Below are 24,184 nucleotides of genomic sequence, written 5' to 3' on the forward strand. Positions count from 1 at the left end.
CGGATGATTTGGATATCAACTGGGGTAGCGCTCGTCATGGGATTGCTGATCAGCTTCATTCGTGTGAAGGCATCAGCAAAACCGACGAATGCTAAAAAAATCTTGATCCCGCCCTTTGCGATGTCGACGGGGATGCTACAGTTTTTATACCCAGCATCCCGTCTGACATGGACGGAAGTGGCAGAAGCATTGCTCATTGGAGCCATCTTCAGCATCTTTTTGATCAAGACATCCAATTTTTATGAAGCAGAAGGGCAGATTTATTTGCAACGTTCGAAAGCTTTTTTCATCGTCTTATTCGGTATCTTATTCATTCGGACGGTTGCGAAGTTCTTCATCGGCGGGCAGATTGACATTTTCGAAACGGGCGGCATTTTTTATCTCGTCGCTTTTGGAATGATCGTCCCTTGGCGCTTCGCGATGTATTTGAAATACAAACGAGTAAAGTCAGGCACCGTGCCGGTCGCGCACTTACCTCACTAAAAAAACCGCTGAAGGCGACTTCGGCGGTTTTTCGTGCATCCTTCAATTTTGGAAGTATAATGCGTAGTCTCGCCAGTCGATGGCGTGCTCCGTCAGTGCTTTTTTCAAGAATTTATGATCGCGTTTTGGCGTAGCGGAAATATATCCTTTGACGACCAGTTCAGATGTCATCTCTGTCGCTTGTTCCTCCAGTGCGAACTGTCCGATCCGCCCGGCAATCTTGCGGCGTGCGACATCACGAAATGCCGATGGAACCGGCATGACGAGAGCGTTCAATAATTCCATCGTCTCATCCGTCCAAAGATGTCGTGTTTGGTCGATGTACTCATCTTCCCAGTCCATCATCGATTTACCGTCTTCTTTCGGTAACTTTTTGAGGAACTTCCGGAACATGAAAAACCCGCCAATCGCCATGAGTGTAATCATGATAAAGCCCCAGAGCAGAATCCCGTTCATGAACCATTCCATGCGCGACTCATCCCCCTTTCACATCAAATATAGATTAGCATAAATCAGGTGGACGTGCTATGATGAATGACGGAGAAAGTGAGGCGAAAGAATGCTGCAACCATACGTACAATTGGACGAGACCGGACAGCCCCGTAAAGGTGTCTTACCTGAAACAGCGGACGGTCGGATCGTTGAATTCTATTATGATACGAAGGGTGAGGAGATCACAGTCATCTTCGTCACCGTTCCGGCAGAAGATGCGAGCCGGAAGCGTGCGTTTACGGTCGGGAAAACGTTCAAGACGGTCTCGACACTCGAAGACTTCACGTTACTTCACTATGAATGGGCAAATGACCAGATTTTCGCAACACTCGAGATGTTCGCGGATGGGTCGAAACGTCAAATCGACGCTTCGAGATTGCTCGACTATTAAAAAAGAAGGAGATGCGGATTGCCGCGTCTCCTTCTTTTGATATTCAAGAAATATGAAGTCGGATGACCTCGTCATGCAGTTCAACCTGTCCACCGATCGGGAACGTGAACAGAGGACTCGTATGTCCGAAGTCGACATTCGCAAGAACTGGTACGTGCTCTAGGAATGGATAGAGCGAGATCAGATACTGCAAATGCTCTTCCGTCATCTTTGTTGCGAGTTGGAAGCGCCCGAAGACGATCCCGCGAATCGTTTCGGCACCCGGTTGCGCCATCAAAGAGGCGAAATCACGAGCGAACGTCGCTGGATGGACTTCGTAATCGTCTTCAAGAAATAAAATCGTATCCCGTAAATCAGGGAAGTGCGGTGTGCCTTGCAGGAGATTTAGCGTACAAAGATTCCCACCGAGCAGTCGACCGCTTGCTTGACCCGGTGATAAGAGAAGTGGACCTTTGTTTGGTAACGTGATGACATGTCCGCGATCGGTATCGCGCCAATGGACCGAAGGCTTGATTGTAACGGGTTCTGTTCCGAACAGGACTTGCTTGAAGTAATCGATCGTATAGGCGTCGCGATCACGGAAAGCCCGTAACATCGGTCCCGAATACGTCACTAAGCCGGTATTCGTTAGAATGGCATGACTGAGTGCTGTGATATCGGAGAAGCCACAAAGGATCTTCGGATGTGTCCGAATCAATTCGTAGTCGAGTAAGTCGACAAGTTCATTCGTACTGAACCCACCGCGAACGCACAGGATCGCATCAACGTTCGGATCAGCGAACGCGGCATGAAGATCAGCAACCCGTAACTCAGGATCACTGGAACCGAACGGATTGACGGCACGCGCATGTTGACTGATCGAAACACGTAATCCGAGCGATTCGAGCGTTTGGATCGCACCATCGATGATCTTCATCTCGACCGTTGAGAGACTAGAAGCGGGTGCGATTAAGCGGACATGAGAACCATCCACCAACTTCTTTGGCGTTAACGTCGGCAGGTGGGTAGCGATGATCTCTAAACGGTTACCGAATGGATCGGTTGTGAAGAAACGACGACGTGGCGCAAGGCGTGTGTCATGCTCAACCGGATAACCGGCAGCTTGAAGAGAATCGCTCAACTCTTCGAACGCAGCGACGGTTAATCCAGGATGCGCTTTTTTAGCAGGGGAGAAGGGATCCTCGATGCCGAGATGAAGTGCTGCACCATGTTCTTCGAACCAGACACCACCGCTGGCTTGAACACCAGTCGGTTTTTCGACTTCCTTCATATGTAAAAGCCCGGCATAAAATGCACGGGCGCGATCTTCTTCGTTTTTCGGCATAGCGAGCTGAACATGATCTAACATGAAGACACTTCCTTTACGAATGAGATTCAAGCAACGAACTGGGTGATTCGTTTTAGTTCACGTTCGACGAGGTTCAAGTAGAAGACACCTTCGATCCGGCGATCGAGAGACTGTGCAATCTCATAGAGATTCGTCCGAAGCGCTGCGAGATACGACGCTTCCTCACCAAGCGATTGACGATGGGCGAACGCATAGTGAGCGAGTAGGAACTGAAGATATCCACGATCAGTCAAGAACGGGATCAATTGTTTTTTCTCTTCCATCGACCAAGTATAGTTCGTATCATAATACATCTTCGCATACAGGTGATACGGTTCGTCACCGCCTGTAAAGAGGTTTTCACCCCGTTTGACTTCTTCGATCAAGCGTTCGCTCCAATCGAAGCGTTCTTTTTTGCGACTGAGGAACAACGGTAGGATGTATGGATGAGCCTGATCCGGCATCCGTGAACAACCGCGTTCATGCCGAAGTGCTGCATAAAGTAGCAAGGCACGATCTTCGAAGCCACGTTCGATCGCATACGTCATCCGGCTAAATGCTTCGCAGGATGGGCAATCACTAAGTTCGTCACTTGGCGCGTCAACCCATTCCGATAGATAATGATCGGCTTGTTCCTCGTCACCGAGTTTGCTATAGACCATGAAGCTGATATAGTCGCGCGTCCGAATAAAGCCATGCGCGTCACAGAAATCGATGAAGCGATCAAGATCTTCTTCGAGAAGCGAGACCGTCACGTCTTCTTGTTCTGCCATATAGATCAAGTAGGACTTGTAGTTCCAGTACAAATCAAGTTCTTGTTTTGGAGTTAGTGTCATCTCATCTTTTCGGATCCATTCCATCAAGAGCGTGAAGGACACAAGAAACGATCGGAAGTGTCCTAAATCAAATTGATTTTGTGAAAATGTCCATAAGGAGAGGAAGCGGAGTGAATCATCAGCTGTTTCCTCAAAGATGGCCCATAAGGCCTCACCGCGTGCAACGGAGGGTTCTTCTTCCTTTAAGCGAAGATATAAGAGATGGAGTTCTTCTTGAGGGTTCATCTGTACCCCTCCTTTCTTATATAAGTATACCACGAGCGTTTTGAGAAATCGCAATTGAGCGAGGACGGAATAAAAAAAGATTCCGAACCCGCTCAATCGCGGTTCGGAATCATTTCAAGTATTTGTGGATGAGTTTCAGCTGTCGGATGTAGCAAATCATGTACTGTGTAACCATTGAGTACTTGATGGAACGCCGCAATGGCATCATCGAAAGCATCACGTGCTGGATTGAGCGAAGGAATCTCGTGAATGCCTTCTTGCGGATCGAGAAAATGAACGGTTGGTTCAAACAGTTGTACGACGTCACCGATATGAATTGCATCCGGAGGGCTCGCTAATCGAAAACCACCTCCACGACCACGGACAGATTCAATCAGACCACTCTGTCCTAAACGATAGACTACTTTCATCAAATGATTCTTAGAAATGTCGTAACAATCCGCTACTTCCTGGATTCGGACTAAACGATCGGGATGAGTTGCTGCGAACAGCAGAGACCGAATCGCGTAATCCGTATAACGTGTCATGCGCATTTTCATCACCTACTTAACACACATACTAGGGGGGGACGCAAGCATTTACAACTTTCAATGTGCAAAAAATAAGATGCATTTTAGAGATTGTTTTTGAGAGTAGCTTCACGCATAATGGACGGTGAAAGGTAGGTTAAATTATGCATTTCGATCAGGCATTACACCTTTTGCAACAGCTCGGTCCATCGATGGAGCAAAAGGGATTGCGGATCGCGACGCGCTTCTATGACTCGCTCGAGGCGACGTACGAAGAAGAATTGCGCGCGCTTCGAGAAGCGGGGGCTCAGGACGGAACTCGCGCATTACGGATTTTACGCCTGAGTCAATTATTGAATCAGATTACAAACCAGCATGAATCGAGTGAACTGTTTAAATTGATTTTACTGAATGAAATCGACCAGACGAAATCGTTTCTGTTGACGTACCCTGACATCATCAGTCGTGAAATTCTTCAAGCTATTCAAATCGAATATGACCTTAAAGAAGATGCACCTTTACTTCAAGCATGGGCAATTGTTCACCATCAACTCGTCGATACGTGTCGGCATTTTTGTAAATACCGTCATGCTGAAAACTGGCGTCAAAAAGATATTTTGTTGATTGCAGAAGAGCATCATCTTGGAGCCGTCATCGACGAAGCTCGGCATGCACTCCTTAGTGGTCGAAAGACGACGTTACTTCACATTTCAGCTGAAACACTAGCAGAGCAGATGCTAGCGAATGTCGTATCCCTGACGACGAAAGGAATGGTCCTTCATCAAATCCAGCAAACTGGCTGGGAGCTACAGATGCACGAGTTCCTGACGATGATTACAGCAAATGATCCGATCGTCTTCGTCAGTGGATCGACGAATTTCATTGATGAAATTCAGCAACGACTCGATCCGTTACCGGTCCTGTTCGGTCCGTTCGTAGCGGCAAATCAATTACCATCTTAACGAGAAAAGCGACGTGTAACGCTCTGACTGAAGTCGGGGCGCTACACATCGCTTTTTTAGCTTTAAGCAGATTTCGTTAATCGTTTCGCGCGCTGAATCGACCGGTCGAGTGCAAGATAGACGCCACCTGACACACAACAGAGCAGTCCGATAAATGCTAGGGCAAAGTCACCTTTTCCTGAATCGAGGAACAACGATCCGAGAAGTGGTGCGGTGACGCCACCAATCAACCACTGGAGACTCGCAGCACCGTTGTACGTTCCGCGGAGATGTTCTGGTGCGATCAAGGCGATGAACGTCATCTGGACAGGTGACATGATCATCTCACCGAGCGTATAGAACGCATAAATCGCAAGCAATACCGTCACGAGCACGACATAACTCGTTCCGAGTGAGAACAGGTAAGACGGAACGAATGCGAGGAAAATCATGCCGATTCCGAAAATCGAGGCCCCGAGCAACATGACTTTTCCGAATGCTTTCCCTGATAAGCGAGCAGCGATTGGGAACTGGAATAAGACGACCATGATCCCGTTCAGTGCCATCAAGTAAGGAAACGGATTTTGTTTCGTTGGTAATCCCGGTAGTGCCTCCTTCAAAAAGACCGGTAACATACTCTCGACGAGGGCAAATCCCATCGAGATGAAGACACCCGCCCCGATGAATATTAAAAAGACATGATCCTTCCGCAATACAGTGAGCGGTGATACTTTGACTTCGTCCGTCTTTTCGATATACTCCGGTTTCGTTTCTTCGATGAAGAAGTAGAGAACGAGTCCGTACAGGAAAAAGACGAAAGCGGCAGAGTAGAAGATGAGTGAACGGTCGACGAACAGGACGGCACTTCCGAGAAGTGGACCGAATGCGGCCCCGACGTTATGTCCCATCCGGAGCAGACCGAACGATTCGTTTAGGCGTTCTGGTGGTGTGACGTCAGCGACCATCGCGCTTGCCGCGGGATGGAACAGTGAACTGGATAAACCGAGCAGCGCGTTCAACGCGAGAAGCGGTCCGAATGAATCAGCGAACGAGAAACCGATTAAAGCAATGACGTCACCGATGATCGAGAGGACCATCAGTGGTTTTCGACCGAATTTATCAGCGAAGTGACCACCAAGGACGGCGCCGACGAGCGACATAATCGGTCCGGTCGCCATGATGACACCGACCAAGAAGTAGGAATCGAGTCGATCCGCATAATAAAGAACTAAAAATGGTGCAATCATGAACATCATGATCCCCGTGATCGTTTCCCCGACGAACCGGATCCAGATGTTGCGATCAAGCTGTTTAAGTGCGTTAAGCATAGTGAAAAACCCCTTATATTCCGTTTTTAGACAATAGAAAAGACGGATACGCACAAATATGGGCATACCCGTCCTAATATAAGAGGGCAGCATGTACGTATACGCATACGCACACCCTGCTTAATTAAAAATTAAACGATTGGGTGACGTACAGTTGTAGCCGATACAAAGACAGTGTGGACAGATGTCCAGGCTTGATGGAATACCATTGTACGTCTCCTCCTTCTGTAATAGTGAACTTCCTAGTCATCGTAAAGAAGATCGTGATGAATTGTCAACTTTAAATCTGAAAATTGAGTCAATGAAGTGAAATGGACGAGACCTTGAAAATTCGGTATGATAGACTAGTTGCGAAAAAGATTGATCGGACTTTTGAATATATCGGTGAAAGGAACTACCATACATGACAAACATTCTACAAACGGAAGTCGAAAAGCGTCGGATTTTCGGCATCATTTCCCACCCGGATGCGGGTAAGACGACATTAACTGAAAAATTCCTCCTGCACGGAGGGGCAATCCGTGAGGCAGGTTCTGTCAAGGCACGGAAAAACTCGAAATTTGCGAAATCGGACTGGATGGAAATCGAAAAACAACGCGGAATCTCTGTTACGTCTTCGGTCATGCAATTCGAATACAACAAAAAGATCGTCTCGATCATGGATACACCAGGTCACTCGGACTTCGGTGAGGATACGTACCGAATCCTGACAGCGGTTGACTCAGCGATCATGGTCATCGATGCGGCGAAAGGGATCGAGTCACAAACGAAGAAGCTGTTCCAAGTCTGTCGGATGCGCGGGATTCCGATCTTTACGTTCATCAACAAGATGGACCGTCAAGCGCGTGACCCACTCGAATTGATGGAAGAACTCGAAGAAGTCCTCGGCATCCCGTCTGTAGCTGTGACGTGGCCAGCTGGTTCAGGGCAACAGTTCGAAGGAGTCTATGACCGTGTCAAAGGACAATTCCATTGTTTCAAGAACGATCGTAAGTCGATCGAACTCGGTGAGGAAGGTCTCGCGAACGAAGAACTCGCGACGACGATCAACTCGGAAATGTACGAGACGTTGATGGATGAAGTTGACTTACTCGACGGCGCAGGTAACGAATACGATGAAGAATTGATCGCAAAAGGTGAACTGACTCCGGTCTTCTTCGGATCAGCCCTCGTCGATTTTGGTGTCACACCACTTCTTGAACATTACTTGAACCTGTCCCCTTCACCGACACCTCGTGAGTCGAACAAAGGGAAGGTCGAACCGGCACAAGACTTCTTCAGTGGTTTCGTCTTCAAGATTCAAGCAAACATGAACCCGAACCACCGTGACCGGATTGCGTTCGTCCGTATTTGTACGGGTAAATTTGATCGTGGAATGGACGTCGTCTTGACACGGACAGGCAAGAAGATGAAGTTATCTCAATCGACACAATTCATGGCGGATGAGCGGGAAACGGTCAATGAAGCGTTCGCAGGAGACGTCATCGGGTTGTACGATTCAGGCAACTATCAAATCGGTGATACGATCACGAACGGTGATCCATCATTGCAATATGAAGCACTCCCAACGTTTGCACCAGAACTCTTCTTGAAGGTCTACACGAAAAACGCCTTGAAGTCGAAACAGTTCCAAAAAGGTGTCGAACAGCTCGCGCAAGAAGGCGCGATCCAGGTCTACAAGACGGAATACAACGAAATCATCCTCGGAGCGATCGGACAACTCCAATTCGAAGTCTTCGAGCACCGGCTCAAAGGCGAGTATGGCGTTGATATCTTGAAGGATGCTGCGAACTTCCAAGTCGCGAAATGGATCAAGCCAGCTGAAGTCGCTGCCGTCAAACAACTGACGGATTCACGGACGGTTCTCGTCTACGACCGTTGGGAAAATGCTGTTCTATTATTTGCGAATGATTTCGTCTACGAGCGGTTCGTTCAGAAAAACGAAGGAACAATTACATTGGTCGATTCACCGCAACAACTCTAAGTTTTTAACGTACTACTTTTCGAAGTGGTCCGTTTTTTCGTTCCAGAAATCTCGTTTGATGGCAAGCGAACAAGGGTAAAAACAGAGCGAGTTTGAATTCATATGAAAAAGGAAGGTGTCATGTGATGGCGAAACGGTTTGTTGGAATCTATCAGGATCAATCGAGTCTGGAACGAAAAATCGAGGAATTGAAACAACAGGGGCATCATGATTCGGATTTATCTGTCGTCGGTCGAGATGACGCGGCAGACGAAGCATCGGGTGCAAGTTGGATTGATCAGGTCAAATCAAAATTTTCTAAAGAACCACCGCTCCGCGAGACATTAAAACGTGTCGGACATTCGGACGATGAGGCAGAACGGCATTACGCAGAAGTCGAGCGTGGCGGTCTTGCATTGTTCGTCAAGGATCGAGATCACGATCATGACCACGACCATGAGCACCATCATCACCATGACCACGATCATGATCATGACCATGACCATCGGCACGATGATAACAAGGTCGAAAATCCGGGGAACAATGCCTATGAATCCGATCACCGCGGGGACGGTGAGAAGAGCGACCGGACGAAGTGGAAAGCGGACGATCTCGACTAATACCTAGAAGTGAAGGCACCGATATCGGTGATCTTCACTTTTTTTCTCGCGTCCGGAGTCGCAAAGCGAGATGTGTGGGGAATCGAGGTGCTATACTGAGAGCATCGAAGAGGTGATATGACATGAAAAAAATAGTGACAGCTTTAGCAGGAATTGGTCTTGCAAGTGCTTGGTTCATCAACCGATACCCGGTGTTCGGGAAACGACCAAGCCGTGCAGAGCGGCGGAGTTTCGAACGATCAGATCGTTTTGTCGACGGGAAGTTCAAAAATGAGATGGATTTCCAGTTGAAGATGGAATGGGACTCGATGAAAAGCATTTTAAAGGATTACGGACGAAACATTCCGAATCTGCGTCCTGTCAAAGCGTTACCGACGCTTCCGTATCAGCGACGTCAAGACGATAGTGAAACACCACGTGTCACATGGTTCGGACATTCGGCATTTTTACTCGAACTCGATGGGCAAACGATTTTCTTTGACCCGATGCTCGGGCGCGCACCATCACCGTTCCCGAAACTGGGTGGAGGACGTTTTCAAACGACGCAGACCGTCGATCTCGATCGCCTGCCGTTGATTGATGTCGTCGTCTATTCGCACGACCATTATGATCATCTGGATTATCCATCCGTCCTCGCCTTGAAAAATCGAGTCGGTCGCTTCATCGTGCCGCTCGGGGTCGGTAGTCGTCTCCGTGGATGGGGTGTCTCGGCTGAGCGAATCACGGAACTCGACTGGCATGAATCGACGCAAGTCGGTGGCATCAAACTGACAGCGGCTCCGTCGCGCCATTATTCAGGGCGAAATGGTCTTGATCAATTTTCAACGCTATGGGCGTCATGGGTCATCGAAGGCTCGCAAAAGGTCTTCTTTAGTGGTGATAGTGGGTATGGTCCACATTTTAAAGCGATTGGCGAACAATATGGTCCGTTTGATTTAACGATGATGGAATGTGGGCAGTATGATGTCCGGTGGTCCAATTCGCACATGTTACCGGAACAAACGGTTCAAGCACATCGTGATGTCAAAGGTCGCGTTTTGATGCCGATTCACTGGTCTGCCTTCATCCTCGCGTTCCATGCCTGGTTCGAGCCGGTCGAACGGTTGCTCAAGGAAGCGAAACGCGATGAGATTCCGGTTCTGACACCAATGATCGGGGAGAGTGTGACACCCGAGAGCACGACACGAAAATGGTGGCGGGAAGTGCGTTGAGTAAAATAGCTTTTTGATTTTAATTGAATGAAATGAGAAAAAAGTAGCCTTTTCGATGTGACTCGAAAAGGCTACTTTTTTAGATGAATAAACAGAGGAGATGTTCATCCTCGACCCTTACAGGAAAGCGAGGATGATGACATCGTTCGGTCGTACAATACCATTTAGCTCGCTAATCGATCAGCCTGTTTCGCGCGACGAGAGCGAACTTTTTCGATGATTTCGAAACCGAGCACAAGCATCGTTCCGACGAGTAATCCGTTACTGAGGAACGGGCGAAGCGTCAAAGGCAGGACTTCCGCGATGACGGTCGATTGCAACAAGATACTGATACCGATGACGGCACTGATCGCAAACGCATGGCGGCGACGGCTATTCTCCATGTTACTTTCCGCAGACTGCCAAGCAATCAGGAACATGTGTGGCAATGTCGCAAGCAACGCGGCACTCGCGACGCTACGCGGTAATGTTGCGATGATACCGATCAAGCTTGGGAAGAAACCGATCAACGCGATGACGAGCGAGGCAATCAAGAACGGGCGACGTTTCCGGCTTCCCGTTTGCGCGATGAATCCGCTCGTGATCGGTAACGGCACCGGCACAAGCGTCGAGAATGTAGCAGCGAGTAAATGAATGACGCCTTCGATGGATAACCCTTGGTGCAGACGTCCTTGTTTTTGAAGCGTCGCTTCGACGGCGCTTAAAGCGGCAATCAAATTGACGACAAGCAAGATCGCGAACGGAATCGCGACAAGGAATGCACTGCCGTCAAACTGTGGCCATCCGAACGGTAACGCTTGCGGTGGTGCGAACAAACTAGACGATGCAGGAAGCGACGGACGGCTGACGAGCCAACCGACGATGATTCCGATCATCAAGGCAAACGGACGTAAGCGACTCGGTCCGAATTGGCTGAGTCCGAGCACGAGCAAGAACGTGATGATCCCAGCGAGGCGTGTTGCCTCGACGGCGAGGACGGCACCGAGCATGACGCCCGTTAATTGAATACATAATAAGAGCAAAAACGTTCCGCTGACGAGCGGTGTGAAGACGGGTAATAAGTATTTCGTCCATCCTGTCAAACCGAGAATGATGAGGACGACGCCGGCAATGACGACGGCTGCCATCGCGATCGTAAAGGCCGTTTTTGAATCGACCGGTAGTGCGGCGATGACGACGAAGATGCTGACCCATGATCCGGCAGGTCCCGATACGATCGGAAGCCGGTGGCCGAAGGCTCCGTGTAGGAAACAGGCAATCCCGCCTACAAAGAACGACCGTTGGACAAGGGCAGCTGTCTCGACTGAAGAGAGGTCGAACAGACTGGCGACAACGATTGGTAAGGCGATCGTGTTCGCGAGTAAAAAGACGATCCACTGGAAGGTAGAAGTCGTTTGTTTCATGAAAAAGCTCCTTTCTTAAACTTCAGATATTCCTGCATCATAGCATATGATTGATGTTATGATTCATATATCTTTATACATGAAAACATATGAAAGAGATGATGAATATGGATTTACGCCAGTACCGCTATTTTTGTGCGGTCGTCGAGGAACAATCCGTCACGCGGGCAGCGGAGCGCTTACGGATGGCACAACCTGCATTGACGCAGCAAATCCGGCGGATGGAAGAAGAGCTAGGCGTTCGTCTGATTGAGCGGGCAGGACGCGGGATCCGGATTACATCGAGCGGCAACCGCTTATATGAACGAGCGGTTTCGTTGCTGCAGTTCGAGCAGGAGACACGGATGGAAGTGAGCGACATCGAAGCCGGGCGAACAGGGATTTTGCGGATTGGTGTCAACACGTTATCAGCTAGTCGGCTTGTCGACTGGATCGAGCAGATGAAACGACGACATCCCGGCATCATCTTACAAGTTCACCAAGGAGAATCGAGTGCGCTCATCGAACGGTTGAAAGAGCGGTCGCTTGATGCGGCGTTCGTCCGTCTGCCGATTGATGCGCAAGGGATTTCGATTGAATGGATGGAAGAAGAACCGTTTCATCAAGTCTGGCACCCCGATCATCCGACTGCGGATCTCATCATTCCGAGTCAGGAAGGACTCGGTGTCTTTCAGACGTTAAGTCAACGGCTCGGTGTCGTATCGCAAGAGACGTGTTCCGATGTCTTGACGCTGATTGGACTCGTACGCAGTGGACAGGCGGTGACCGTTTTGCCGGAGAGTACGTTGCGGGAACTGGATATGACAGGGCTGCACCAGACATACCTATCCGGTGCCGCGAGTACGACAGCCTTCGTCTGGTTGACAGAGACGGGACCGACGACACTGACAAAACAATTCATTGAAATCATGAAAGAAACAGCAGAATAATTAAATGGATAGGAAAGAAAGGAACGATCGTATGAAAACAATTCAAGGCACGTATGGGGAAGCAAAGATTTTCACGGATAACGTCGACGACCTGACGATTAAGCAAGTCACAGCTATGTTAGAGGAACAATTTGCGACAGACAGTCGCGTCCGGATCATGCCGGATTGTCATGCTGGAAAAGGATCTGTCATCGGAACGACGATGCATGTGACGGACGAGGTCGTACCGAACCTCGTCGGTGTCGATATCGGTTGCGGCATGTTATGTACACGACTTGCTGAACAAGAACCAATCGATTATGCGAAACTTGACGCGACGATTCAGCGTCTTGTTCCAAGTGGCATGTCGGTACGTCAGCAAGCTCATCCATTGTCCGAACAGGTACCGTTTGATCAAGTGCTTGCACCGTTTAACGAGACACGGGCACGATTATCAATCGGTACGCTTGGTGGAGGGAATCATTTCATCGAACTGAACCAGGATGCAGCAGGACAGCGCTATCTCGTCATTCATTCTGGTAGTCGCAATCTTGGGAAGACGATTGCCGAACATTATCAAGCAGAAGCGGAAACGGCACGCTTCCAATTTGACGCGGACCGAGTCATCGCCGAATTGAAGCAACAAGGGCGCGAGTCGGAGATTCAAGCCACCTTACAGCAATTGAAGGAAAAACGGTCTACGTTTAACAAAGATTTAGCATCTGTTTCCGGCGAAGCGATGGAGCGTTACCTCCATGATCTTAAGATTGCCCAACGATACGCAGCATTGAACCGTCAGGCGATGACCGAGGTCATTTTCGAGGCGATGGGATGGACGGTAGCGGATCAATTCGATACGATCCACAACTATATCGATCTTGACGCAATGATTCTAAGAAAAGGTGCCATCTCTGCAAAAGCCGGCGAGCGGGCAATCATTCCGATGAACATGCGTGACGGCTCCTTAATCGTCGTCGGAAAAGGCAATCCCGATTGGAACTATTCCGCGCCACATGGAGCAGGTCGTATCATGTCGCGGTCAAAAGCATTCAAAACAGTGGAACTGGATGCGTTCGAAAAGACGATGACCGATGTCTGGTCAAGTTCAGTCGTCGCATCGACACGTGACGAGTCGCCGTTCGTCTATAAACCGATGGACGAAATCATCCGTAACACGAAAGAAACGGTCGATGTCGTCGAGATCATTAAACCGCTGTACAACTTTAAGGCGAAATGATGGAAGGGTATCAACAATGGGGGAGGATGTTCTATGAACTATAAGGGGACTATGCTGATTCTGTTTTCAAGTGTGTTTTTAATCGCTGGATGCACGGATGAGGCGGTTATGACGGAACAGAAAAAAGTAGAAGTCAAAACTACTACGCATACGAATCAGAAGACGAATCAGACGAAACACCCCATCTTAAATCCAGTTCAGTATGAAAAGCTGTTCAAGCATATGAATGAACACTTGAAGATGGATCAGTTTCAGTTGAAGGGAAGTACGATCGGTGCAGACTTCACGGCTGTCGACCAATCATTGAGTTTTGGTAAGAGACGTTGGTTAACGGTTGACGGAACGATTGACACACCGTCGACACAGGAGACACTTTATTTTGAAAACCAGAAACAAGATACGCAGTTAGCGATTCATTTTGCGTATACGGATCGATACATAGGCAATGATCTGGTTCAGTATCAATCAAACGGTGGTTACGGCGAGCTCATTATCATTAGCTACAAAAACATCCTCATATCCGTACAACAAAATTCATTAAACAAAGTAGATTCTGACACGACACAGGAAGCAGCAAAACAGGTGATCCAGGAATTAAAAAACGTTCCCGCCTAAAACGAGAACGTAAAGAAGACAACTCTGATTTGATTAGACTGCACCATCCGGTAATGTCTCACCTGTCCGGCGAATCGTCGCTCCGAGTTCAGCGGCGATCGCATTGACGGCTTCTGAATCTTCGTTGACTTCACTGATCAAGATGACACCGTAATGGTCAGGATTGATCTGATTCAGCGTCCGGTTGAATAAATCAAACGATTCCCGCTCGTTCTTCTCATCCCGGTTCGCACCGATCAAGTAACCAGCAACGGAGCCGACGAGCATACCGAACGGGCCACCGACGACACCGATTGCCATGCCGATCAATGAGCCTTTGAAGGATTGGTCCTGTTGCGTGAAGTCGATGGCATCGATGAAAGAGAAGCCCTCTGCTTCGTCACGTTTTGCGAGAACCATCTGATCCATCTCGATTTCCTTGATTGCCTCGAGATCCTTAATCATCGCAAAGCCTGTTTTTGCTTTTTCTAAATCACTGAAAATGATTGTCGTAATGACGTGCGTTGCATCGCTTTTATATTTCGCCATAATAAACGCCTCCACAAGAATCGGATATCGTACTACACTTTTTAAGTACCCTGAACATTCTAAATGGAAACGCGAGACTGGAAATATGAGAAAAACAGGACAACAGAATAATTTTCTAATATCGGCAATAAGTAAAACTTATCGAAAGTCTTTTGTTCTTTCAAATTGTAACGGAATCCATATTATACTATGATAGAACTGTACAAGTAAGCGGTATCAGGGGCTTGATGTCGTGAACACTTAAAGGGGGAATCACCATGAAGCAAACAGATGTGTCGCAAGATGTCTTTGGCGCACGCCGTTCGTTTGAAGCAAACGGTAAGAATTATCAGTACTATAGTCTTGAAAAATTGGAAGAACTCGGATTGACGGAAGTCAAACGTCTTCCATACTCGATTCGTGTCCTACTCGAGTCAGTACTTCGTCAACAAGATGGTCGTTCGATCACACGTGAACACGTCGAGAACTTGGCGAAATGGGGAACAGCTCAAGTTTCGAACGATGTCGATGTTCCGTTCAAACCGTCACGCGTTATCCTTCAGGATTTCACAGGTGTTCCAACGGTCGTTGACCTCGCGTCACTTCGTAAAGCCATGCAAGATCTCGGTGGAGACCCATCGGTCATCAACCCAGAAGTACCAGTCGACCTCGTCGTTGACCACTCGGTTCAAGTCGATGCTTACGGTTTTGCTGGAGCACTTGCAAAAAACATGGATCTCGAATTCGAACGTAACGAAGAGCGTTACAAATTGCTTCGCTGGGCGACATCGGCATTCGATAACTACCGTGCTGTACCACCAGCAACAGGGATCGTCCACCAAGTTAACCTCGAGTACTTGGCATCTGTCGTCCTTGAAAAGGAAACAGCAGACGGTACAGTTGATGTGTACCCGGATACACTCGTCGGAACGGACTCACACACGACGATGATCAACGGTCTTGGCGTCCTCGGTTGGGGAGTCGGTGGGATCGAAGCGGAAGCGGGCATGCTCGGACAGCCATCGTTCTTCCCAGTACCTGAAGTCATCGGTGTACGCATCACAGGTGAGATGCACCCAGGAACGACAGCAACAGACGTTGCCCTTCGTGTAACGGAAATGCTCCGTCAAGAGAACGTCGTCGGTAAATTCGTCGAGTTCTTCGGTCCATCACTCCACTTGATGTCACTTTCTGACCGGGCAACAATCGCGAACATGGCGCCAGAATACGGTGCAACATGTGGATTCTTCCCAGTCGACACAGAAACATTGACGTACCTTCGTCTGACAGGTCGCGATGAAGAATTGATCGAAAAAGTCGAGAACTACTCGAAAGCAAACGGTTTGTTCTACACGCCACAAAACGAAGATCCAACATTCACGAAAACAGTCGAACTCGATCTTTCGACGATCGTTCCTGCTCTCGCTGGACCAAAACGTCCACAAGACCGGATCGATTTGACGGATGTTCATACATCATTCAAAAAAGCGTTGACGGCTCCACAAGGAAACGCTGGATTCGGCTTAGCCGAAGAAGAAGCGAACAAAGTCGCTGTCGTTCAGTTCGAAGACGAAGCAGTTGAAATGCGTACTGGTGACGTGGCAATCGCTGCGATCACGAGCTGTACGAACACATCAAACCCATACGTCATGATCGGTGCGGGACTCGTCGCGAAAAAAGCGATCGAACTCGGTCTTTCGGTTCCGAAATACGTCAAGACATCACTTGCGCCAGGATCGAAGGTCGTTACGGATTACCTCGAGAAATCAGGACTCCAAACGTACCTTGATGAACTCGGCTTCAACACGGTCGGTTACGGCTGTACGACATGTATCGGTAACTCCGGTCCACTCGACCGCGCTGTCGAAGACGCGATCCTCGGTTCAGACTTACTCGTTTCGTCTGTCCTCTCCGGTAACCGTAACTTCGAAGGTCGTGTCCACCCGCTCGTCAAAGCGAACTACTTGGCTTCACCGCCACTCGTCGTCGCGTATGCACTTGCAGGAACAGTCGACGTCGATATCATGAACGCGTCACTCGGAACAGGCAAAGACGGACAAGAAGTCTTCTTCGCTGACATCTGGCCTTCACGTGATGAGATCCAAACGATCATCAACACGGTCGTCACACCAGAAAGCTTCCGTGCAGAATACGATTCAGTCTTCACAGGAAACGAACGTTGGAACAACCTTGACGTGCCAACAGGGGATCAGTACGACTTCGACGGTGAGTCGACGTACATCCAAAACCCACCGTTCTTCGAGAACTTGGCGAAGGAAGCTGGTCAAGTCGAAGCCCTCAACGGACTCCGTGTCTTCGGTAAGTTCGCTGATTCGGTCACGACGGACCACATCTCACCAGCTGGTTCATTCTCGAAAACGACACCAGCCGGTCAATACCTCGTCAATAAAGGGGTTGCACCAAAAGACTTCAACTCATACGGTTCACGTCGTGGTAACCACGAAATCATGATGCGCGGAACGTTCGCGAACATCCGCATCCGTAACCAAGTCGCACCAGGTACAGAAGGTGGCTTCACGACGTACTGGCCAACAGGCGAAACGATGGCGATGTACGATGCTGCGATGAAGTACAAAGAAGATGGCACAGGTCTCGTCATCCTCGCTGGTAAAGATTACGGTATGGGTTCTTCACGTGACTGGGCAGCAAAAGGAACGAACTTGCTCGGCGTCAAAGCCGTCATCGCGGAGAGCTTCGAGCGGATTCACCGTTCAAACCTCGTCATGATGGGTGTTCTTCCACTGCAATACGTGGCAGGTACGACAGCTGAAACACTTGGTTTAACAGGTGAAGAAGCAATCAGCATCGCAATCGATGAGTCTGTTCGTCCACGTGACATCGTTAAAGTCACAGCGACAGCGGCAGACGGAAAAGTCACTGAGTTTGAAGCGATCGCTCGCTTCGATTCAGAAGTCGACATCGATTACTACCGTCACGGCGGGATCCTTCCAATGGTCCTTCGTGAGCGTCTCCAACAAGCATAAGTTGTCTAATCAAAGGTGGGGGAAACCCCACCTTTTTTTGACGAGAGGAGGAAAAAGGTGAACCGATTCAAGAAGTGGTTTCAACCGAAGGACGATCAGCCGTTGCCGATGCGTGACGTGACGCTTGATGAAGTCAAACAAGCGACGCATGCCTTTGAATCCGAACTACCGAAAGGAACGAATCGGACAGTGCTTCTAGATAATGAGCAACGCATCGACTTAAAGCAGCTGGAGCCGTATTTGAAAGCACGTTCGACACAAGTGTTTTACATGTCGCGTGAGACATTCACCATCATGGAGGCAAAAGACCGGGAACTCGTCTATGAGATGGATCATGTCCAAGTTGCCGTTGATCGCTATTTTGATCGGGTGAAGAAACTCCCGTTGAAACCGTATAGCAAAACGTTCCAAGTCGACTGTGCGATGTTGTTTCAGGATGGCTATTTGCGTGAAATGCCGCATCATAGCTATTACTTGGTCGATGAGTCGATGATCGTCTCGCTGACGCCGAAGGAAGCGTAAACGTAATCAAGGGTGGACCGAATTCATTCGGTTCGCCTTTTTTTGTCGTCCTGACCGTTTTCAGATTTGTTCAAAAGTCTGACGAATTTAGTCAGAAATCGTGAAATCTCGGACAAACCCTTTGTATTCTCCTTATAAAACCGATACGATGATAAGGAATAGAGACTTGAGCTAGGAAGGTGTACATGGCATGACGAAACGAACGAGCACGTGGATTGCAGTAGCAATCGTGGCAATGGCGATCCTCCTTGCCTACAATTTTTATCTCTTGAACAAGACGCAGACCGCAAGCGATGAAAAAGCCGCGACGGTCAAACCGTTTTATACGATGACACGCATCCAATATGTTGAGAAGAAGCTCGCGACGAAAAAAGATGAACTTGAATCACGCACGTATGAAGTCGTCTTTAATGACAAAGGTCATTTCCGGACAGAAGTCGTAGACGGTCCGTCAAAAGGATCGCTTGCGATCTGGAACGGGACGATGTTCCGTGAGTATGATGCGACAGGGAAGTTAGTCAATGAGACGAAAGCCGGCAAAAGTGTCAGTGCGCCGCGCCCATTCCTCTCACGTGGCTTCAACGAACAGATCCTCGCTTTCATCAACAAAGGTGACTTTGGACAAGTCGAGGGAGAAGCGGACATCGCCGGAATGGCAGCGGACGTGTACGTGAAAAAAGAACCGTCCAGCACGGTACCAGAAGAATGGATCAAACAATATCCATCGATCTTCGATAAAGAAAACAACCAAGAACAAGCAACGTATTATGTCGCTTCCGACCGTTCGAAAGTACTCGGTGCGGAGTCACGCAATAACGGTAAATTGTTCTACTCTGTCAAGATGAAGAGTTTTGAAACGATCGATTCGTTCGATCCGGATTGGTTAAAAGCAAAATAAACAAGAAACGGCCGGCGATGACGCTACGAAACGGTAGCGGACAAAGTCGGTTTTTTCGAGACGCAGGAGGTTCAACATGGAAGCATTCTCGAAAGAGGAGATGTTCAATCAAATCAAAGTGTGGGAAGAGGGCGCGAAGGTCGAGGAGGTGCTTGCGCTACGTTATGCTCAAAGTAGCCGCTTGCTTGGAGAGACGGAAGCACTCGTCCGCATCTTGGCGTTACTCGTCGAACATCGCTATATCATGACGGGACGACTGGACGCCTTAGCTGAGAGCTGGATGCAAAAAATCCGTCAGCATGGTCGTTTGCCAGCCCGTCTTGAGCAGTTGTTGACGGAACAACAATTACAAAGTACGTATCAGCGCCTTGTTGCGCATACGTTTCCGACGATTCGCGAGACGGACAATGCGAACGCCAAACGATCAGCGACGAAGGAACTGATTCTCCAGGCAAGCCAAATCGTCGAGGAGACGGAACAAATCGTCGAACTGACGGAACGACTGCGTCGGTTGGATGCCGGACGCTGGACAGAACTGTTCGAGGCTGGAACGGCATTACTACGTTCGAGTGCCACGCTTGAACAGACAGCGCAGATATTCGTCGACAGCCTACAAGAGCGTTTCTATTCCCGGGAAGCGTTTCGCGAGATGACGGAACTGAAAGCGACGACGATCCAGGATCTCAAACGTGTCGTCGCTTTGCTCCCTGTCGAAAGCAAACAAGTCGAACGCTCAGCACTCGAGGAACTTGACGCGATGATTGGTCTCGAAGACATCAAACAACGGGTCCATCATATGTATCGCTTCTTGAAGTATCAACAGAAGCGATCGGAAGATGGCTACCGTTCAAGCGATCAACCATCGCTACACATGATCTTCATGGGTAATCCCGGAACCGGGAAAACAACCCTTGCCCGTCTGATGGCAAAGATCTATCACGAGCTCGGACTTCTCGAACGACCGGAAGTCGTCGAGACGGATCGTTCGTCACTCGTCGGTGCGTTCGTCGGTCAGACGGAAGAACAGGTCATGAGTAAAGTCCGCGAAGCCGTCGGAGGGGTGCTCTTCATCGATGAAGCCTATGCCTTAAAACGTGCCGGACAAAGTGGGAACGATTATGGTCAGGCCGCGATTGATACGCTCGTCGCAGCGATGACGAGTGGGGAATATGCAGGGCGATTTGCGGTCGTGCTTGCTGGATACCCAGAAGAGATGCGTGATTTCCTGAAGGCGAATCCTGGACTCCGGAGCCGTTTCCCGGAATCAAATCATTATCTACTCGCCGACTATACGGATCAGGAGCTGCTCGCCATCGGACGGTCGATCGCGACTGCGAACGATTACGTCTTGACGGAACAAGCAGAGCGGGCGTTGCTCGGTCGTCTGGAACGAGAACGGGTTGACGCCAGTTTCGGAAATGGACGCGCCGTCCGTAATATCGTGCTTGATGCGATCTTCAAGAAGGGATCAAGCCTTGGAGAGAGTGCCAGTCACGAAGACTTTGCCTTACTTGAACAAGAAGACTTCGAGATGGTGCAAGAACCGGATGCAACCGTTGAGGAGCGGATCGCTTCGCTCGTCGGATTGTCTGATCTTAAAGATGAACTCAAACAGATTGAAGCTCTGTTGTCGATGCAAAAACGTCGCCGGGAAGCTGGTTATAAAGTCTTACCGGTCGAACTACATGCGGTCTTTAGCGGCAATAGCGGAACCGGAAAGACGACCGTCGCGCAGCTCTATGCCGATGTCTTACGACAATGCGGTTATTTAAAACGGGGACACTTGAAAGTCGTCAGCCGGGCGGATCTTGTCTCTGGTTACGTCGGACAAACGGCGCAAAAGACGCGAGACGCAATTCGCGATGCGCTGGGTGGTGTCTTATTCATCGATGAAGCGTATGCGTTAAACGGTGGAGCGAACGACTTCGGGAAGGAAGCGATTGATACGCTCGTGGATGAGATGACGAAACATCAAGATAATCTCGTCGTCGTCCTTGCGGGTTACGAGCAACAGATGAACGCTTTGCTTGCGAGTAACCCAGGATTGAAATCACGCTTCAAACGGTCATTCCACTTCCCGAATTACTCGCCAGACGAGTTGATTCAAATCATTGAAGGATACGCAGCGCGGTTCGGATACGAGCTGACGGAGGACGCACGATTGACGCTTACCGAGAAGATTGATGTCGTTCCAAACGGAAACGCACGGGCGGCGATCACGATCGTCGAACAGGCGATCGCGAAGCAGTCGATGCGATTAATTGACAAAGTTAGCTTATCCGGTTCAGAATGGTCCTATCTTGAAAAAGAGGATTTTTAAGGGGGAAGCTACATGCACACGATTGAAATACCTGTCCGCTACGCCGAGACGGACATGATGGGCATCGTCTATCATTCGAATTATCTCGTCTATTTGGAACTCGCACGGACGGAATTGATCCAGTCCTTAGGTCTTGACTATAAGGAAATGGAAGATGCGGGGTATGTCTCCCCGGTCACGAATGTCAATCTCGATTACAAACGCTCGTTGACGTACGGTGATACAGCGGTCGTCACAGTCTGGATTGATCATTACGATGGACTACGGACGATTTATGGCTATACGGTCAAACATCCGGACGGGAAGCTTGCGGTATCTGCGAAGACGACACATGTCGTCGTCAAGAAGGAAAACTTCCGACCGATTCGCTTGCCGAAGGTGTTCCCGAACTGGCACGAAATTTATGAGAAGATGAGCGAGACGGACGCAGCACTCTTAACGGAAGCGTGAAGAGATACATCAAAAGCGGGATCGATTTTTGAATCGATTCCGCTTTTTTTCTTTTTTTCAGTCTGAACAGTAAAAATTAGCACTTGGTACTAACGACCGATGACAAAGTCAGGATCATTTGCGAAAATAAAGAAGCTGAAGTAAGGTAGGGACTTACTCCATCTGTCGGAAGTAGACTCGACGGATGGAACGATTAGCGGTAACATAGAGAAGCATAAAAAGAAGAGGGGTCTTACTCATGAAAAAAATCGTAACCGTCAGTACGTTAGCGCTTCTCCTTGCAGGATGTAATCCTGGGGATCAACAAGCGGATGATACAACGAAAACGGAACAGAAATCAGATGAGACAAAACAATCAAACGACGAAACGAAAAAAGAAGACACAGCAAAAGACACGAACAAAGAAGAAACAAACAAAACAGACGAAACAGCAAAAGACGATACGTCAGAAGAAGCAAAACAAGAAGACAATTCGTCTGATGCGGCAACGCAAGAAGATCAAGAATCTTCAGATGAGACGAAAAAAGAAGAAGAACAAAAAGACGATACACCATCTTCAGAGAACAAAACAGAGGACAAAAAAGACGAATCGACGGATAAACCGGATAGTTCATCTCAGGATCCAGAACAAGAGAAACCGTCGAAACCAGAAGATGAGACACCAGACGTCGATAAATCAGCAGATGCCAAAGCAGATCTATCACTTGGTAATCTCGTCGTCGTCAATAAGAAATACAGCTTGCCAATCGACTACAAACCATCGGATCTCGTCGTCCCAGACGTCAGCTTCTCATACTCAGGTGTACTTGAGCAGAGCTACATGCGGGCGCCAGCTGCGAAACAGATGGAGAAGATGTTTGCCGCTGCTAAAAAAGAAGGCGTGACATTGAACGCAGTTAGTGGATTCCGTTCAGGCGAACGTCAAAAAGTATTGTATAATAATTATGTCGCACGTGATGGCAAGGCAGCTGCTGATCAATATTCAGCGCGCCCTGGTAACAGTGAACACCAAACAGGTCTTGCTTTTGATATTTCGGCACCAAGCGTTGGTAACGGGTTGACGGCTGCCCTTGGTGATACGAAAGAAGGAAAATGGATTGCGAATAACGCAGCTAAATATGGTTTCATCGTGCGCTACGATCGTGGCTTCCAATCACGGACAGGCTATACGTATGAGCCATGGCACATTCGTTATGTCGGTGTCGATGCCGCGACACAAATTAAAAATAACGGACAGACTCTTGAGGAATATATGAAAGTCGGTCACTAAGAGGTTGGAGGTTGACTATGATTGAAATCATAGGGATTTTAGTTCTTGGCTATCTGCTTGGTTCGATACCGTTCGCACTTCTCGTCGGGAAGTGGGGACACGGGATGGATATTCGCCAACATGGTAGCGGGAATCTCGGAACGACGAATACGTTCCGTGTCTTGGGAAAAAAGGCGGGAATCATCGTCTTGATCGGTGATTTCGGAAAAGGAGCCGTCGCAAGCCTCGTTCCAATTTTGATGGGAGCAGACATACATCCGTTGTTTGCTGGACTAGCAGCTGTCATCGGTCATATCTATCCGATCTTCGCGAAGTTCAAAGGCGGAAAGGCAGTTGCGACGTCCGGAGGGATGTTGCTCGTGACGAGCCCTGTTCTGTTCATCTTCCTGCTCGTCTCCTTTTTGACGACACTCCGTCTGAGCCGGATGGTGTCGCTTAGTTCAATCGTGGCGGCAAGTGTTGGAATCGTTGTTTCCATCACGATTGGAGTCTTGACGAACGACTGGATCGTTCCGACGTTCTTTACGGTTCTTGCCTTGTTCGTCATCTTCAAGCACCGTGAGAACATCCAACGGATTCGCCAAGGAACAGAGTCTAAGATTCCACTCTTTGCAAAGAAACCGTCTGAATGAGTCGTTAAGACGCATCTACATCTCGTTCATTGAGATGCGGATGCGTCTTTTGTTTGTGGAAAAAGTCGGATAACGGACGAATTCAACGACA

General features: G+C 48.8%; 23 protein-coding genes. 16 read left to right on the plus strand and 7 right to left on the minus strand.

Going from position 1 to position 24,184, the window contains the following annotated elements:
- Nucleotides 1–3: 3 nt before the first annotated feature.
- Nucleotides 4–483 carry a CcdC family protein gene (locus KNQ11_RS02290; RefSeq protein WP_029341259.1) on the plus strand — a complete coding sequence of 160 codons (480 nt, stop codon included), beginning with the start codon at nt 4–6 and terminating at the stop codon, nt 481–483.
- Nucleotides 484–525: 42 nt separating this feature from the next.
- On the opposite strand, the gene KNQ11_RS02295 is transcribed toward KNQ11_RS02290, so the two are convergent.
- A complete protein-coding gene (locus KNQ11_RS02295) occupies nt 526–951 on the minus strand; it encodes a DUF2621 family protein (RefSeq protein WP_029341260.1) in 426 nt (141 codons plus the stop codon).
- 91 nt (nt 952–1,042) lie between these two features.
- On the opposite strand from KNQ11_RS02295, the gene KNQ11_RS02300 reads away from it, so the two are divergent.
- Nucleotides 1,043–1,366 carry a hypothetical protein gene (locus KNQ11_RS02300; RefSeq protein WP_023467783.1) on the plus strand — a complete coding sequence of 108 codons (324 nt, stop codon included), beginning with the start codon at nt 1,043–1,045 and terminating at the stop codon, nt 1,364–1,366.
- A gap of 43 nt (nt 1,367–1,409) precedes the next feature.
- Here KNQ11_RS02300 and KNQ11_RS02305 read toward each other — a convergent pair whose 3' ends face one another.
- The 3 genes from KNQ11_RS02305 to KNQ11_RS02315 form a co-directional block, all read right to left on the minus strand.
- Nucleotides 1,410–2,714, minus strand: coding sequence for a VOC family protein (locus tag KNQ11_RS02305; RefSeq protein ID WP_214769221.1), 1,305 nt, complete (start codon nt 2,712–2,714; stop codon nt 1,410–1,412).
- Between the two features lie 26 nt (nt 2,715–2,740).
- Nucleotides 2,741–3,754 carry a hypothetical protein gene (locus KNQ11_RS02310; protein WP_214769223.1) on the minus strand — a complete coding sequence of 338 codons (1,014 nt, stop codon included), beginning with the start codon at nt 3,752–3,754 and terminating at the stop codon, nt 2,741–2,743.
- Between the two features lie 92 nt (nt 3,755–3,846).
- On the minus strand, nt 3,847–4,287 hold the full coding sequence (locus KNQ11_RS02315) for an RrF2 family transcriptional regulator (RefSeq protein WP_214769226.1): 441 nt from the start codon (nt 4,285–4,287) through the stop codon (nt 3,847–3,849).
- Nucleotides 4,288–4,427: 140 nt separating this feature from the next.
- On the opposite strand from KNQ11_RS02315, the gene KNQ11_RS02320 reads away from it, so the two are divergent.
- Entirely contained in the window at nt 4,428–5,225 is a 798-nt protein-coding gene (locus KNQ11_RS02320) for a hypothetical protein (protein WP_214769229.1), read from the plus strand.
- A 62-nt stretch (nt 5,226–5,287) separates the two neighbouring features.
- Here the strand turns inward: KNQ11_RS02320 and KNQ11_RS02325 are convergent, their stop codons facing one another.
- Complete coding sequence (locus tag KNQ11_RS02325) at nt 5,288–6,532, minus strand: MDR family MFS transporter (protein ID WP_149427053.1); 1,245 nt, start codon at nt 6,530–6,532, stop codon at nt 5,288–5,290.
- Between the two features lie 403 nt (nt 6,533–6,935).
- Between KNQ11_RS02325 and KNQ11_RS02330 the strand changes: the two genes are divergently transcribed.
- The 3 genes from KNQ11_RS02330 to KNQ11_RS02340 all read left to right on the plus strand — a co-directional run bounded on the left by KNQ11_RS02330 (nt 6,936) and on the right by KNQ11_RS02340 (nt 10,326).
- On the plus strand, nt 6,936–8,516 hold the full coding sequence (locus tag KNQ11_RS02330) for a peptide chain release factor 3 (protein WP_058705241.1): 1,581 nt from the start codon (nt 6,936–6,938) through the stop codon (nt 8,514–8,516).
- 125 nt (nt 8,517–8,641) lie between these two features.
- On the plus strand, nt 8,642–9,115 hold the full coding sequence (locus KNQ11_RS02335; protein WP_214769232.1) for a YflT domain-containing protein: 474 nt from the start codon (nt 8,642–8,644) through the stop codon (nt 9,113–9,115).
- Between the two features lie 122 nt (nt 9,116–9,237).
- Nucleotides 9,238–10,326 carry an MBL fold metallo-hydrolase gene (locus KNQ11_RS02340; RefSeq protein WP_214769236.1) on the plus strand — a complete coding sequence of 363 codons (1,089 nt, stop codon included), beginning with the start codon at nt 9,238–9,240 and terminating at the stop codon, nt 10,324–10,326.
- A gap of 164 nt (nt 10,327–10,490) precedes the next feature.
- On the opposite strand, the gene KNQ11_RS02345 is transcribed toward KNQ11_RS02340, so the two are convergent.
- Nucleotides 10,491–11,729, minus strand: coding sequence for a purine/pyrimidine permease (locus KNQ11_RS02345; RefSeq protein ID WP_149427056.1), 1,239 nt, complete (start codon nt 11,727–11,729; stop codon nt 10,491–10,493).
- 107 nt (nt 11,730–11,836) lie between these two features.
- On the opposite strand from KNQ11_RS02345, the gene KNQ11_RS02350 reads away from it, so the two are divergent.
- Genes KNQ11_RS02350 through KNQ11_RS02360 form a run of 3 tightly spaced genes read left to right on the plus strand, consistent with a single transcriptional unit; the run spans nt 11,837 to nt 14,489 of the window.
- Nucleotides 11,837–12,658: a LysR family transcriptional regulator gene (locus KNQ11_RS02350; RefSeq protein ID WP_149427057.1), complete on the plus strand. Its 822-nt coding sequence runs from the start codon at nt 11,837–11,839 to the stop codon at nt 12,656–12,658.
- 31 nt (nt 12,659–12,689) lie between these two features.
- Nucleotides 12,690–13,874 carry an RtcB family protein gene (locus tag KNQ11_RS02355; protein ID WP_149427058.1) on the plus strand — a complete coding sequence of 395 codons (1,185 nt, stop codon included), beginning with the start codon at nt 12,690–12,692 and terminating at the stop codon, nt 13,872–13,874.
- Nucleotides 13,875–13,907: 33 nt separating this feature from the next.
- Entirely contained in the window at nt 13,908–14,489 is a 582-nt protein-coding gene (locus KNQ11_RS02360) for a hypothetical protein (protein WP_149427059.1), read from the plus strand.
- A 33-nt stretch (nt 14,490–14,522) separates the two neighbouring features.
- Here the strand turns inward: KNQ11_RS02360 and KNQ11_RS02365 are convergent, their stop codons facing one another.
- Complete coding sequence (locus KNQ11_RS02365) at nt 14,523–15,017, minus strand: hypothetical protein (RefSeq protein ID WP_050678322.1); 495 nt, start codon at nt 15,015–15,017, stop codon at nt 14,523–14,525.
- A gap of 257 nt (nt 15,018–15,274) precedes the next feature.
- Between KNQ11_RS02365 and acnA the strand changes: the two genes are divergently transcribed.
- The 7 genes from acnA to plsY all read left to right on the plus strand — a co-directional run bounded on the left by acnA (nt 15,275) and on the right by plsY (nt 24,093).
- The gene (acnA, locus tag KNQ11_RS02370; protein WP_214769239.1) at nt 15,275–18,001 is read left to right on the plus strand and encodes an aconitate hydratase AcnA; all 2,727 of its coding nucleotides are present in this window, start codon (nt 15,275–15,277) and stop codon (nt 17,999–18,001) included.
- 57 nt (nt 18,002–18,058) lie between these two features.
- Nucleotides 18,059–18,523, plus strand: a complete 465-nt coding sequence (locus KNQ11_RS02375; protein WP_064300184.1) for a DUF3939 domain-containing protein — start codon at nt 18,059–18,061, stop codon at nt 18,521–18,523.
- Between the two features lie 190 nt (nt 18,524–18,713).
- Nucleotides 18,714–19,421 (plus strand): hypothetical protein, encoded by a 708-nt coding sequence (locus KNQ11_RS02380; protein WP_214724596.1) that lies wholly within the window; start codon nt 18,714–18,716, stop codon nt 19,419–19,421.
- A 76-nt stretch (nt 19,422–19,497) separates the two neighbouring features.
- Nucleotides 19,498–21,741 (plus strand): AAA family ATPase, encoded by a 2,244-nt coding sequence (locus tag KNQ11_RS02385; RefSeq protein WP_214769241.1) that lies wholly within the window; start codon nt 19,498–19,500, stop codon nt 21,739–21,741.
- Between the two features lie 12 nt (nt 21,742–21,753).
- Entirely contained in the window at nt 21,754–22,191 is a 438-nt protein-coding gene (locus tag KNQ11_RS02390; RefSeq protein WP_023467801.1) for an acyl-CoA thioesterase, read from the plus strand.
- Between the two features lie 238 nt (nt 22,192–22,429).
- Nucleotides 22,430–23,461, plus strand: coding sequence for a M15 family metallopeptidase (locus KNQ11_RS02395; RefSeq protein ID WP_214769246.1), 1,032 nt, complete (start codon nt 22,430–22,432; stop codon nt 23,459–23,461).
- Nucleotides 23,462–23,478: 17 nt separating this feature from the next.
- A complete protein-coding gene (gene plsY / locus KNQ11_RS02400) occupies nt 23,479–24,093 on the plus strand; it encodes a glycerol-3-phosphate 1-O-acyltransferase PlsY (protein WP_029341281.1) in 615 nt (204 codons plus the stop codon).
- Nucleotides 24,094–24,184: the final 91 nt, after the last annotated feature.

It is taken from the genome of Exiguobacterium sp. s39, assembly GCF_018618925.1.
Lineage (GTDB): Bacteria > Bacillota > Bacilli > Exiguobacteriales > Exiguobacteriaceae > Exiguobacterium_A > Exiguobacterium_A abrahamii.

Bases quoted from the DNA above. Each gene is read 5' to 3' on its own strand.
- KNQ11_RS02290 (WP_029341259.1), top strand. From the start codon at position 4: ATGATTTGGATATCAACTGGGGTAGCGCTCGTCATGGGATTGCTGATC.
- KNQ11_RS02295 (WP_029341260.1), bottom strand. From the start codon at position 951: ATGGAATGGTTCATGAACGGGATTCTGCTCTGGGGCTTTATCATGATT.
- KNQ11_RS02300 (WP_023467783.1), top strand. From the start codon at position 1,043: ATGCTGCAACCATACGTACAATTGGACGAGACCGGACAGCCCCGTAAA.
- KNQ11_RS02305 (WP_214769221.1), bottom strand. From the start codon at position 2,714: ATGTTAGATCATGTTCAGCTCGCTATGCCGAAAAACGAAGAAGATCGC.
- KNQ11_RS02310 (WP_214769223.1), bottom strand. From the start codon at position 3,754: ATGAACCCTCAAGAAGAACTCCATCTCTTATATCTTCGCTTAAAGGAA.
- KNQ11_RS02315 (WP_214769226.1), bottom strand. From the start codon at position 4,287: ATGCGCATGACACGTTATACGGATTACGCGATTCGGTCTCTGCTGTTC.
- KNQ11_RS02320 (WP_214769229.1), top strand. From the start codon at position 4,428: ATGCATTTCGATCAGGCATTACACCTTTTGCAACAGCTCGGTCCATCG.
- KNQ11_RS02325 (WP_149427053.1), bottom strand. From the start codon at position 6,532: ATGCTTAACGCACTTAAACAGCTTGATCGCAACATCTGGATCCGGTTC.
- KNQ11_RS02330 (WP_058705241.1), top strand. From the start codon at position 6,936: ATGACAAACATTCTACAAACGGAAGTCGAAAAGCGTCGGATTTTCGGC.
- KNQ11_RS02335 (WP_214769232.1), top strand. From the start codon at position 8,642: ATGGCGAAACGGTTTGTTGGAATCTATCAGGATCAATCGAGTCTGGAA.
- KNQ11_RS02340 (WP_214769236.1), top strand. From the start codon at position 9,238: ATGAAAAAAATAGTGACAGCTTTAGCAGGAATTGGTCTTGCAAGTGCT.
- KNQ11_RS02345 (WP_149427056.1), bottom strand. From the start codon at position 11,729: ATGAAACAAACGACTTCTACCTTCCAGTGGATCGTCTTTTTACTCGCG.
- KNQ11_RS02350 (WP_149427057.1), top strand. From the start codon at position 11,837: ATGGATTTACGCCAGTACCGCTATTTTTGTGCGGTCGTCGAGGAACAA.
- KNQ11_RS02355 (WP_149427058.1), top strand. From the start codon at position 12,690: ATGAAAACAATTCAAGGCACGTATGGGGAAGCAAAGATTTTCACGGAT.
- KNQ11_RS02360 (WP_149427059.1), top strand. From the start codon at position 13,908: ATGAACTATAAGGGGACTATGCTGATTCTGTTTTCAAGTGTGTTTTTA.
- KNQ11_RS02365 (WP_050678322.1), bottom strand. From the start codon at position 15,017: ATGGCGAAATATAAAAGCGATGCAACGCACGTCATTACGACAATCATT.
- acnA (WP_214769239.1), top strand. From the start codon at position 15,275: ATGAAGCAAACAGATGTGTCGCAAGATGTCTTTGGCGCACGCCGTTCG.
- KNQ11_RS02380 (WP_214724596.1), top strand. From the start codon at position 18,714: ATGACGAAACGAACGAGCACGTGGATTGCAGTAGCAATCGTGGCAATG.
- KNQ11_RS02385 (WP_214769241.1), top strand. From the start codon at position 19,498: ATGGAAGCATTCTCGAAAGAGGAGATGTTCAATCAAATCAAAGTGTGG.
- KNQ11_RS02390 (WP_023467801.1), top strand. From the start codon at position 21,754: ATGCACACGATTGAAATACCTGTCCGCTACGCCGAGACGGACATGATG.
- KNQ11_RS02395 (WP_214769246.1), top strand. From the start codon at position 22,430: ATGAAAAAAATCGTAACCGTCAGTACGTTAGCGCTTCTCCTTGCAGGA.
- plsY (WP_029341281.1), top strand. From the start codon at position 23,479: ATGATTGAAATCATAGGGATTTTAGTTCTTGGCTATCTGCTTGGTTCG.